At 72.6% G+C, this 11437-nt stretch carries 12 protein-coding genes; 8 read left to right on the top strand and 4 right to left on the bottom strand.

Features of this window, described 5'->3' with window-relative positions; genetic code table 11:
* Positions 1-81: 81 nt before the first annotated feature.
* Complete coding sequence (locus tag ABZ815_RS23855; RefSeq protein WP_357701341.1) at positions 82-462, bottom strand: hypothetical protein; 381 nt, start codon at positions 460-462, stop codon at positions 82-84.
* Between the two features lie 25 nt (positions 463-487).
* A complete protein-coding gene (locus tag ABZ815_RS23850) occupies positions 488-871 on the bottom strand; it encodes a hypothetical protein (RefSeq protein ID WP_357701340.1) in 384 nt (127 codons plus the stop codon).
* 267 nt (positions 872-1138) lie between these two features.
* Here ABZ815_RS23850 and ABZ815_RS23845 point away from each other — a divergent pair, with 267 nt between their 5' ends.
* The 6 genes from ABZ815_RS23845 to ABZ815_RS23820 are packed head-to-tail and all read left to right on the top strand — an operon-like array spanning position 1139 to position 5730.
* Positions 1139-1720: an A24 family peptidase gene (locus ABZ815_RS23845; RefSeq protein ID WP_357701338.1), complete on the top strand. Its 582-nt coding sequence runs from the start codon at positions 1139-1141 to the stop codon at positions 1718-1720.
* 43 nt (positions 1721-1763) lie between these two features.
* Positions 1764-2945 (top strand): chorismate synthase, encoded by a 1182-nt coding sequence (gene aroC, locus ABZ815_RS23840; protein ID WP_357701336.1) that lies wholly within the window; start codon positions 1764-1766, stop codon positions 2943-2945.
* Positions 2946-2982: 37 nt separating this feature from the next.
* The gene (locus tag ABZ815_RS23835; protein WP_357701334.1) at positions 2983-3483 is read left to right on the top strand and encodes a shikimate kinase; all 501 of its coding nucleotides are present in this window, start codon (positions 2983-2985) and stop codon (positions 3481-3483) included.
* Complete coding sequence (gene aroB, locus ABZ815_RS23830; protein WP_357701332.1) at positions 3480-4550, top strand: 3-dehydroquinate synthase; 1071 nt, start codon at positions 3480-3482, stop codon at positions 4548-4550. Before ABZ815_RS23835 ends, aroB begins: the two co-directional genes overlap by 4 nt.
* Entirely contained in the window at positions 4547-4981 is a 435-nt protein-coding gene (gene aroQ, locus ABZ815_RS23825; RefSeq protein ID WP_357701330.1) for a type II 3-dehydroquinate dehydratase, read from the top strand. Before aroB ends, aroQ begins: the two co-directional genes overlap by 4 nt.
* Entirely contained in the window at positions 4978-5730 is a 753-nt protein-coding gene (locus ABZ815_RS23820) for an SGNH/GDSL hydrolase family protein (RefSeq protein ID WP_357701328.1), read from the top strand. The genes aroQ and ABZ815_RS23820 overlap by 4 nt, the downstream gene beginning before the upstream one ends.
* Before the next feature lie 175 nt (positions 5731-5905).
* Here ABZ815_RS23820 and ABZ815_RS23815 read toward each other — a convergent pair whose 3' ends face one another.
* Positions 5906-7879 carry an ATP-dependent DNA helicase gene (locus tag ABZ815_RS23815; RefSeq protein ID WP_357701326.1) on the bottom strand — a complete coding sequence of 658 codons (1974 nt, stop codon included), beginning with the start codon at positions 7877-7879 and terminating at the stop codon, positions 5906-5908.
* A gap of 370 nt (positions 7880-8249) precedes the next feature.
* Here ABZ815_RS23815 and ABZ815_RS23810 point away from each other — a divergent pair, with 370 nt between their 5' ends.
* Positions 8250-9299 carry a hypothetical protein gene (locus ABZ815_RS23810; RefSeq protein WP_357701324.1) on the top strand — a complete coding sequence of 350 codons (1050 nt, stop codon included), beginning with the start codon at positions 8250-8252 and terminating at the stop codon, positions 9297-9299.
* 63 nt (positions 9300-9362) lie between these two features.
* Positions 9363-10970: a Na+/H+ antiporter gene (locus ABZ815_RS23805; protein ID WP_357701322.1), complete on the top strand. Its 1608-nt coding sequence runs from the start codon at positions 9363-9365 to the stop codon at positions 10968-10970.
* Positions 10971-11041: 71 nt separating this feature from the next.
* Here ABZ815_RS23805 and ABZ815_RS23800 read toward each other — a convergent pair whose 3' ends face one another.
* On the bottom strand, positions 11042-11299 hold the full coding sequence (locus ABZ815_RS23800) for a UBP-type zinc finger domain-containing protein (RefSeq protein ID WP_357701320.1): 258 nt from the start codon (positions 11297-11299) through the stop codon (positions 11042-11044).
* Between the last annotated feature and the right edge of the window lie 138 nt (positions 11300-11437).

The raw sequence follows: 11437 nt of genomic DNA, 5'->3' as shown, positions 1-11437 counted from the left end.
GCCCCCCGCCCCGCGCCGGCCCGCCCGCCCCCACCCCCCCGGCCGGTGCAGGACACCGGCCGGGGGCGTCCGCGGACGTCCTCAGGAGACGGTCAGGTAGAACCCGGTGTCGGCCGCCACGCCGTTGGCGAGCTGGCTGTAGACGGCGACCGCCCGGTAGTGGCCGCCGCAGATCGCCGCCCCACGCTGCACCGCCAGCGAACGCGGGTAGGTGGCCCGGCCCGTCGGCGTCACGTGGATCACCACGGCGCCGTCGTAGTCGATGTCCTCGCCGAGGATCACGCAGTACGTCCCGCGGAACAGGCGCTTGACCTCCTCGACGTTCTTGCTGTCGGCCACCGTGCCATCCGCCTCGACGACGGCCGAGGCCTGGGCGTACGGGGTGTCCGCGTGCGCCGCCGCCGGAGTCAGGACGGCGGCCGCGGCGAGCGCGGCGACGGCGGCGCGCCGGATGATGTTCATATCGGGTGCTCCTTCGGTTCTCGGATCAGGAGATGGTCAGGTCGAAGCCGCCGTCGGCGAGCCGGCCGGTGCTGGTGTCGTAGACGCCGACGGTGATGGTGTTGGTCTCGTGGCAGGTCGCCGACGGGCTCCGGTAGGCGATGAACGGCAGGCGGCGGGGCGCCCGCGGAGTGATCTGGATCACCGCGGCGGACGTGGTGACGTGCTTGTCGACCATCACGCAGTAGCGGCCGGTCGAGGCCCGCCACGTCTTGAGGATGTTCTTGCCGTTGTTCAGCTCGCCGTCCGCGTCGACGATCGCCGCGGCCCGCGCGTACGGGGCCTGCAGGTCGGCGTACGCGGCGGGGCCGGTCATGATGAGGCTTGCGGCGCTCAGCGCGAGGCCGCCGGCCAGGATGCCACGGAACATGGGTCTTCCTCTCGGTCACTCTTCCGGGGGGGCCACGACAGAAAGTAGGTTCCCGAGGACCCTCCGGAGCGCGTGCCACCCCGGCCCGGACGATCAAAGTTCCTTGGGGGATCGCCCCCGAACCCATGACCGCCGGAGTGCGTCGTGGCTCGCCGTCCGGAGCGCGAAGGCCCGCCGGGGCGCGGCTTCCCTCTTGGCGAGCGCCATACCCGGACCGCCCGGCGCGATCCCGGGACGGCCGCCGGGCCGCCGCATTAAGGTCGGCTCGTGGTCGCACTGATGGCGCTGCTCGGTCTGGTCGCCGGACGCCAGGTCAGGGCCCTGGCCGACTCCTACGACGACCTCGCGCCCCCGCCGCCCTGGCCGCCCGGCGTGGAAGTGCTGACCGCCGCCGTGACGGCCCTGACCGCCTGGCTCGCCGGGCCGCCGTACGCCGGTCTCGCGCTGGCCGGCACGGCGCTGGCGGTCATCGACTGGCGCACCACCCTGCTGCCCGACGCGATCACGCTGCCCGCGTACCCGATCATCGCACTGACCCTGCTCCCCACCGGGGAGCTGCCGCGCGCGCTCCTTGGCGCGGCGGCGCTGGCGGCCGTCTACGGCCTGCTGTGGTTCGCCCGGCCCGACGCGATGGGGCTCGGCGACGTCAAGCTGGCCGGTCTCATCGGCATGGCGGCGGCCGCGACGAGCTGGCAGGCGTGGGTGGCCGCGGCGTTCGCCGGGCAGGCGCTCGGCGCCCTGTACGCGGTCGCGCTGCTGCTCACCCGGCGGGGCGACCGGCACACCCAGTTCCCTTTCGGGCCGTTCATGCTGCTCGGGGCTTTTGTGGTGCTCTGTCTCGGCTGGTGAACGACGGACATCCCACCCGGCCGCACGTGGAAGACTTGGAGTCATGTTGCGCTGGTTGACGGCCGGAGAGTCCCACGGCCCCGAACTCGTTGCCATCCTCGAAGGACTGCCCGCCGGGGTCGAGGTGACCACGGCCGCGATCGACGAGGCCCTGCGCCGCCGCCGGCTCGGCTACGGCCGCGGCGCCCGGATGAAGTTCGAGCAGGACCAGGTCACGATCGTCGGCGGCGTACGCCACGGCCGCACCATGGGCAGCCCGGTCGCCGTCCGCGTCGGCAACACCGAGTGGCCCAAGTGGGAGAAGGTCATGTCGGCCGACCCGGTCGACCCGGCCGAGCTGGAGGGCCTGGGCCGCAACGCGCCGCGGTCCCGCCCCCGCCCCGGCCACGCCGACCTGGCCGGCATGCAGAAGTACGGCTTCGACGACGCCCGCCAGGTGCTCGACCGGGCCAGCGCCCGCGAGACCGCCGCCCGCGTCGCGCTCGGCGAGGTCGCCAGGCGCTTCCTGAAGCAGGCGCTCGGCGTCGACATCCTCAGCCACGTCACCTCCATCGGCGGCGCGCAGACGCCCACCGAGATCCTGCCCGGCCCCGGCGACCTGTCCAGGATCGACGAAGACCCGGTCCGCTGCTCCGACGCCGAGGGCAGCGCCGCCATGGTCGCCGTGATCGACCAGGCCCACAAGGACGGCGACACGCTCGGCGGCGTCGTCGAGGTGCTCGCCTACGGCCTGCCGCCCGGCCTGGGCAGCTACACCCACTGGGACCGCCGGCTCGACTCCCGGCTCGCCGCGGCCCTCATGGGCATCCAGGCGATCAAGGGCGTCGCGGTCGGCGACGGCTTCGAGACCGCCCGGCGGCCCGGCTCGCGCGCCCACGACGAGATCGAGTACACCGCCGCGAGCGGCGTCAAGCGCGTCACCAACCGCGCGGGCGGCGTCGAGGGCGGCATGACCAACGGCGAGGTCCTGCGGGTCAGCGCCGCCATGAAGCCCATCTCCACCGTGCCGAGGGCCCTGGCCACCATCGACGTCAAGACCGGCGAGGCCGCCAAGGCCCACCACGAGCGCTCCGACGTGTGCGCCGTCCCGGCCGCGGGCATCGTGGCCGAGGCCATGGTCGCGCTGGTGCTGGCCGACGCGGCCCTGGAGAAGTTCGGCGGCGACTCGGTGGAGGAGGTCGCCCGCAACCTGTCCGGGTACCTCTCCTCGATGGTGATCAAGTGACGGCCTCGCGGCGCGAACGAGAAGAGGTGAGCGACCAATGACCAGAGCCGTGCTCATCGGCCCGCCCGGATCCGGCAAGACCACGCTCGGACGGCTGCTCGCCGAGCGGCTCGGCGTCGCCTTCCGCGACACCGACGCCGACGTCGAGGCCGTGGCCGGCAAGCCGGTCGCCGACATCTTCGTCGAGGACGGCGAGGCCCGCTTCCGCGAGCTGGAGCACGAGGCCGTGCGCCGCGCCCTGGCCGAGCACGACGGCGTCCTGTCGCTCGGCGGCGGCGCCGTGCTCAACGAGGAGACCCAGGCCCTGCTCGCCGGTCACTACGTGGTCTACCTCCAGGTGGGCCTGGCCGACGCGGTCCAGCGGGTCGGCCTCGGCTCGGCCAGGCCGCTGCTCGTGCTCAACCCGCGCAGCCAGCTCAAGAAGCTGATGGAGGAGCGGCGGCCGGTCTACGAGCGGCTGGCCGTCGTCACGCTCGCCACCGACAAGCGCGAGCCCGGCGAGCTCGCCGACGAGATCCTGGAGGGCCTGCCGGCATGACCGCGACGCGGATCTCCGTCTCCGGCGACAGCCCCTACGACGTCGTGGTGGGCAGCGGCGTGCAGGCCGAGCTGCCGGGCCTGTTCAGGCCGGGTGTGCGCACGGTCGCCGTCGTCCGCCCGCAGGGCCTGCCCGAGCTGTCCCGCCCGGTTCTCGCGGCGCTGGCCGAGGCCGGCTACGAGGTGGCCGACCTGCCCGTCCCCGACGGCGAGGCGTGCAAGACGCCCGAGGTGGCCGCCGGCCTGTGGTCCGCGCTCGGCCGCCACGGCCTGACCCGCTCCGACGCCGTCGTCGGCGTGGGCGGGGGCGCGACGACCGACCTGGCCGGGTTCGTGGCCGGCACCTGGCTGCGCGGCGTGCAGGTCGTGCTCGTGCCGACGACGCTGCTGGCCATGGTCGACGCCGCCGTCGGCGGCAAGAACGGCATCGACACCCCCGAGGGCAAGAACCTGGTGGGCACGTTCCTGCCGCCCGCCGGGGTGCTCTGCGACCTGGCCGTGCTGCCCGGCATGCCGAAGGCCGACTACGTGGCGGGGCTCGCCGAGATCGTCAAGGGCGGCTTCATCGCCGATCCGGAGATCCTCGCGCTCGTCGAGGCCGACCCCGAGGGCGCCACCAGGCCCGACGGCCCCCACACCCGTGAGCTGATCGAGCGCAAGATCCGCGTCAAGGCCGACGTCGTGGGCGCCGACCTGCGCGAGCAGGGCCTGCGCGAGATCCTCAACTACGGCCACACGCTCGCCCACGCCATCGAGCGCGACGAGCACTACACGATCCGCCACGGCGAGGCCGTCGCCGTCGGCATGGTCTACGCCGCCGAGCTGTCCCGGCTGTCCGGCCGCGCCGACCTGGTGGGCCGCACCCGCGCGATCCTCACCTCCGTGGGCCTGCCGGTCTCCTACCGCGCCGACGCCTGGCCGCGGCTGCGCGACCACATGCGGCTGGACAAGAAGAACCGCGGCGCCAAGCAGCGCTTCGTCGTCCTCGACGACCTGGCCAGGCCCGCCCGGCTCGAAGACCCCGCCGAAGAGCTGCTCGAAGCCGCCTACAAGGAGATCGCGCGATGATCCTCGTGCTCAACGGCCCCAACCTGAGCAGGCTCGGCACCCGCGAGCCCGACGTCTACGGGGCCGAGACGCTTGAGGACCTCGCCGAGCTGTGCCGCGACACCGGCCGCAAGCTCGGCGAGCACGTCGAGGTGCGCCAGACCGACGACGAGGCCGAGCTGATCGGCTGGCTGCACGAGGCCGCCGACGGCCGCATCCCCGTCGTGCTCAACCCGGCCGCCTTCACCCACTACTCCTACGCCGTGCGCGACGCCATCGCCCAGCGCACCGCCCCGCTCGTCGAGGTGCACATCAGCAACCCCGCGGCCAGGGAAGAGTTTCGCCACACCTCGGTCGTCGCCGGGGTGGCGACGGGCACGATCGCCGGATTCGGACTACAGTCCTACGTCCTGGCGCTACACGCTATCGCGGAGATGAACAGCAGCTCATGAGGCAATACAAGTCCTTCGTCGCCCTCGGGGACAGTTTCACGGAAGGACTGAACGATCCAGGCCCCGACGGGCACTACCGCGGCTGGGCCGACCGGGTCGCCGAACGGCTCGCCGCGGACGACCCGGCGTTCCGCTATGCGAACCTGGCCGTCCGCGGCAAGCTGCTCGACCAGATCATCGCCGAGCAGGTGCCGAGGGCCGTCGAGATGGGCCCCGACCTGGTGAGCTTCTGCGCGGGCGGCAACGACCTGCTGCGGCCGGGCAGCGACCCCGACGTGATGGCCAAGCGCCTGTCCCGCGCGGTGCGCGACCTGCGGGCCGGAGGCGCGGACGTGCTGCTGTTCACCGGGGTCGACCCGCGTGACACGCCGTTGATGCGGCGGCTGCGCGGCCGGTTCGCCATCTTCTACCTGCACATCCGCTCCATCGCCGACCTCTACGGGTGCCGGCTGGTCGACCAGTGGTCGATGCAGGGGCTGCGCGACTGGCGGGCCTGGAGCGCCGACCGCCTGCACATGAACGAGGACGGACATCGGCTGGTGGCCGCCCGCGTGCTCGACGTGCTGGGGGTGCCGTTCGACGACTGGCGCAAGGAGTGGCCGGAGCGCATGGTCGACCCTCGGGCGCGGCGCCGCGAGGACGCCCTGTGGATCCGCGAGCACCTGATGCCGTGGATGTCCCGCCGCCTGCGCGGCACCTCCTCCGGCGACGGCCTCACCCCGAAGCGCCCCGACCTCACCCCGTTCTAGCTTTCCCGCCGCCGGGTCAGGGCCTTTTTCCCGTACGGCTTCGCCTGGTCGGCCCACCCGCCGTACTCCGGCCCGGGGCCGTCCAGGAAACGCCCGCTGACCCTTCACCGGCGGGCCGCCGCGACGCGAGCCCGCCTTGCCCCTCTCCGTGGTGTGCCGTGACCTGCGTGAAAGGTCAGGACTCGGTGGCCAGGCGCTTGAGGGCGGCGCGGGGGACGGCCGGGTCGGTGGTGCGCCAGAAGGGCGGCAGCGAGCCCAGGAGGAAACCGCTGTAACGGGCCGTGGCCAGGCGCGGGTCGAGGACCGCGATGACGCCCTTGTCGTTCTGGGCGCGCAGCAGCCGGCCGGTGCCCTGGGCCAGCAGCAGGGCCGCGTGGTTGGCGGCCACCGCCATGAATCCGTTGCCGCCGCGCGCCGCCACGTGGCGCTGGCGGGCCGAGGTGAGCGGGTCGTCGGGACGCGGGAACGGGACCCGGTCGATGATGACCAGCCGCAGCGACGGCCCCGGGACGTCGACCCCCTGCCACAGCGACAACGTGCCGAACAGGCAGGTCGGCTCGTCCTCGGCGAACTGCTTGACCAGCAGCATGGTGGAGTCGTCGCCCTGGCACAACAGCGGCACGTCGAGCCGCTCGCGCAGCGCCTCGGTGGCGGCCTTGGCGGCCCGCATCGAGGAGAACAGCCCCAGCGTGCGCCCGCCGGCCGCCTCGATCAGCTCGGTGATCTCGTCGAGATACTGCTCCGGAAGCCCGTCGCGGCCCGGCTGGGGGAGGTGTTTGGCGACGTAGAGGATGCCGGCGCGCGGGTGGTCGAACGGCGAGCCGACGTCGATGCCCTGCCAGCGCTTGCTGTCGCCCAGCCCCCACTGCGCGGCCAGCCCCTCGAACGTGCCGCCGAGGGCGAGCGTGGCGGAGGTGAGCACCACCGTGCGCTCGCCGAACAGCCGGTCGCGCAGCATGCCGCTCACGCTCAGCGGCGCGACCCGCAACATGGGCGGACGGCGGTCGGTGGCGCCGTCGAGCCAGACCACCTCGGCGCGGTCGGCCTCGGAGGCGTGGCCGTAGGCGTCGAGCATGCGGACGGCGGTGTCGTGCACCTCGTCGAGCGCGGTGAAGGCGGCCTTGCGCTGGCCCGCCTTGTCGGGGTCGTCCTTGTCGGCGTTGCGCGGGCCCATGGCGGTGACGCAGCGCCAGGCGGTGTCGCGGATGAGCTGCAGCGTGAGCCCGAGCACCTGCGGCAGCTCGTCGATGCGGCCGGGCGGTGCGGCGGCCAGCAGCGCCTTGAGGTCTTCGCCCGCCTCCATGAGCTGGTCGGCGAGCGGCTGCTCGATCAGCCGGCCGACGCGGCGCACGGCCAGCATCACCGACGCCTCCGACAGCTCGGCGGTGACCACCGAGGTCACCCGGTCGACCAGCTCGTGGGCCTCGTCGACGACGACGACCTCGTGCTCGGGCAGCACCGGCAGGTCGCCCATGGCGTCGATGGCCAGCAGCGCGTGGTTGGTCACCACGACGTCGACCTCGCCCGCGCGCGCCCTGGCCAGCTCGGCGAAGCACTCGGGGCCGCTCGGGCAGCGGGTGGCGCCCAGGCACTCCTGCGCGCTCACCGAGAACTGCCGCCAGGCCTGCTCGCTCACCCCGGGCACCAGCTCGTCGCGGTCGCCCGTCTCGGTCTCGTCGGCCCACTCCTGGATGCGCTGGACCATGCGGCCGGTGGCGCTCACCTCGCGCGGGTCGAAGAGCTGGTCCTGCTCGTCCTCCTCGGGCCAGCCCGCCGTCGCCTTGTAGCGGCACAGGTAGTTGCGCCGGCCCTTGAGGATGGCGAACGTCGGCTCGTGCGGCAGCTCCTTGCCCAGCGCCTCGGCCAGCCGGGGCAGGTCGCGGTCGACGAGCTGGCGCTGCAGCGCGATGGTGGCCGTGGAGATCACGACGGGCGTGTCGCTGTCCATGGCGTGCCGGATCGAGGGCACCAGGTACGCCAGCGACTTGCCGGTGCCCGTGCCCGCCTGGACGGCCAGGTGCTCCTCGTCGTCGATGGCCTTCTGGACGGCCTTGACCATGGTGATCTGGCCTTGCCGTTCGCTCCCTCCGAGAGCGCCGACCGCGATGCTGAGCAGTTCGTCCGTTGACGGGAGATGGGAGTCCGGCACGGTCGTCAACGGTACCCGCAATCCCGGGCCGACGCGCCGGACGCGGTGTGTTCGGCCATGCGCATCCCGGCGTTCACGGGCCCCTTTCGCGGGTCGCGTGGCACACTGTCGATCGGAACTCCAACTGGTCAGGACGATCTTGCTCGTGTGGTCAGTGGGGTTTACGGTCTCAGTGGTGAGACCGTTTAGGTAGGGTTTTCCGGGGTTGAGTGGACGAATAAAGGCTGGTTAAAGCAGTATGTCTGCCATGTCGGAAGTTGTCCCGTTGCCGTCGTTCGGCGAAGTCTTCTTCGATGCACGAGGTCAGGAGCGGTGCCTCCGGGTCACGTGGCATGAGGGCACATTGGTCCTCAGCCTGTGGCGAGGGGAGATGTGCACAGCGAGCTTCCGCATGCCGATGGAGGACGTCGGCAGGCTGCTCGACACGCTCGACGACGGCTTCGCCGAGGCCACGGGCGAGCAGCCTGCGGTGCCCGCGGCCGATCCGGGCACCGAGGTCATGCCGGGCACCGGTACGTACCACCGGCCGTCCCACCATGCCCAGCAGCAGCCTCCGCCCGCGCTCGACGAGCGGCCCACCGCGTCGTTGTCGCCCAACGACGTGCTGGTGGCGCGCGGCCCGGCGCCGCAGGACAAGCTGGTGGCCTCCTACAGCGAGACCACCGGGCCCAGGGAGACGCCGTCGTACGGCGAGCGCAACCCCTTCACCGGCCCCCAGTACGTCGAGCAGCCCGCCGCCCAGTACCCCGGCGACCCGCACAGCGGCGCCCACTACACCGGCGACCCGTTCAGCGGCCCGCAGTACACGGGCGATCCGCTGAGCGGCCCCCAGTACACGGGTGACGCCTACAGCGGCCCGCAGTACACGGGTGACCCGCTGAGCGGCCCCCAGTACGCCGGCGACCCCTTCACCGGTCCCCAGTACGTCGACAGCAGCGAGCCGGTCTACCAGCTCCCCGGTGACCAGCGCCGCCCGCAGCCGCTGAGCACCGACCCGCTCGGCTTCCCGTCCCAGGCCGCCGACCCCTTCCCGCCGGCCCAGCAGTACCACTCGGACTCGTACGGCTCCTACCAGCAGCCGGCTTCCCCGTCTCCGTCCCAGCCGCAGGCCCAGGCCCAGAGCACGGCCGGGCTCGGCACGCCCATGCACGGCATCCCCGGCGCGGGCCGCAGGCACAACCCCGCGCCCGCCCAGGACTCCTACCGCGCGGCCGACACCTACCAGGGCTACCAGCAGTCCCCGCCGCCCAACCCGGTGGACCCGCTGCTGGCGCTCGGCCGCCAGGAGTACCCGCCGCAGTCGTCCGACCCGAACATGGGCCGCCCCTACGTCGGCGACCCCCTGTTCTCGACCGGCGAACGCCTGCGCCCCGACCAGCAGCAGGACTACGACGACGGGCGCGACCGCCGGGAGTGGTGACACCCTCCTCCCGCCCGCCCGGTACGCTCTCGGCATCCACCCGGGTGAGCTGGAGGAGCGTCCTTGAATCCGACCATGGGCCTGCAACTGCTGCTGATGGCCGGTGGCGCGGTCGCGGTGGCGGCCGTGGCGCGGCGGCGGGGCTGGCCGGCCCCGTTGTTGCTGGTCGCGGCCGGGTTGCTGGTCTCGCCGCTGGTGCCGTCGGTGCCGTTGCAGCCCGAGCTGGTGCTGTTCGTGTTCCTGCCGCCGCTGCTCTACTCGGCCGCGCTCGACAGCTCCTACCTGCGCCTGCGTGACGTCAAGCGGGCCGTGGCGCTGCTGTCGATCGGCCTGGTGCTGTTCACCACGGCCGTGGTGGGGCTGGTCGTCCACCTGCTGCTGCCGCAGCTCCCGCTCGCCGCCGCCTTCGCGCTCGGCGCGATCATCGCGCCGCCCGACGCCGTGGCGGCCGTCGCCGTGGGCCGGCGGCTCGGGCTGCCGCGCAGGTCGCTGACGATCCTCATCGGCGAGAGCCTGTTCAACGACGCCACGGCGCTGACGGCCTACCGGGTGGCCATCGGGGCGGCCGTGGGCGGCAGCATCGACCTGCTCCAGGGCGTGGCGCAGTTCCTGTTCGCGGCGCTGGGCGGGGTGGCGATCGGACTGGCGCTGGCGTTCGTGTTCGCGTGGGTGTTCCAGCACACCCGCGACTCGCTGGTCGAGAACACGCTGATGTTGCTGATCCCGTTCGCGGCCTACCTCGCGGCCGAGTCCGTGCACGTCTCCGGGCTGGGTCCCGAGCCGGTGCACGCCTCGGGCGTGATCTCCGTCGTGGTCGTCGGCCTCTACCTGGGCAACCGCATGCACCAGCGGGGGTTCGGCACCCGGCTGGTGTCCGACGCCGTGTGGAAGGTCACCGACTTCTTCCTGGAGTCGATCGTCTTCGCCCTCATCGGGCTGCAACTCGTGACCGTGGTCAAGGGCATCACCGGCTACGGCCCCTGGCAGGTGGCCGGATACGCGCTGGCGGTGCTCGGGGTGACGATCGTGTCCAGGTTCGTGTGGGTGTTCGCCTTCACCCCGCTGGTCAAGCTCGTACGGCGGGGCGCGTCGCCGCCCAGCCCGCAGCAGACGGTGATCCTCGGCTGGGCCGGCATGCGCGGCGTGGTGTCGCTGGCGGCGGCCTTCTCCATCCCGCCGGAGATCCCGGCCCGCGACCGGGCCATGCTGCTCTTCCTGACGTTCACCACGGTGATCGGCACCCTGCTGATCCAGGGCATGACGTTCCCCGCGCTGATCAGGAAGCTGCGCGTGTCGAGCGAGCAGGAGCGTTACGAGGACACGCTGGCCGAGGCGGCCGCCCAGCAGGCCGCGCTGGAGGCGGGCCTGGCCGAGCTCGAACGGCTGGTCCAGCAGGAGGGCGAGCCCGACGAGATCAAGAAACAGGTCATCGACCAGCTCAAGGAGAAGTCGTGGCGGCGTTCGCTGACCGCGTGGGAACGTCTGGGCGGCGGCACCGCCCAGGGCGGCGCCGAGACCCCCAGCAGCCTCTACCGGCGGCTGCGCCGTGACATGCTCACGGCCGAGCGCGAGGTGTTCGTGCGGCTGCGCGACGAGCGCCGCCTCGACGACGAGGTGCTGCGCGAGGTGATGGCCCAGCTCGACTTCGAGGAGGCCATCCTCGAACGCTGACCCCGACGGACGCCTTCCTCAGAGCCGCCGCCCTGCGCGTGCAGGGCAGGGCAGGGCAGGGCCTCGCGAGGTCAGCCCATCTGGTTGTCCACGAAGCACCAGCGCCAGCTCTCGCCCGGTTCGTACGACTGCATCACCGGGTGCGTGGTCTCGTGGAAGTGCTTGGTCGCGTGCTTGTTGGGCGAGGAGTCGCAGCAGCCGATGTGGCCGCACTCGAGACAGCGCCGCAGGTGCACCCACCGGCTGCCGATGGCCAGGCACTCCTCGCAGCCCTCAGGGGTCTTCGCCGCCGGGTCGTCGGCCTGGGAAAGATGCTCGCACATTGCCATGAACCAGATCCTAGAACGCGGGCGTCGTCCTCTGCCGTCCGGACCTCTTGTGCGTGTCCTGACCAGCGACGACATCCGGAGGACCGCTGCCGGGCGCGCGGTTCGCAAGGTGGTCGATCAGACTTCTTCTCAGGGGCC

This window comes from Nonomuraea sp. NPDC047529 (assembly GCF_040642995.1).
In the GTDB taxonomy this organism is placed as follows: Bacteria; Actinomycetota; Actinomycetes; order Streptosporangiales; family Streptosporangiaceae; genus Nonomuraea.
The sequence above is the reverse complement of the archived record's forward strand: the minus strand, read 5'-3'. Positions and strand labels throughout refer to the sequence as shown.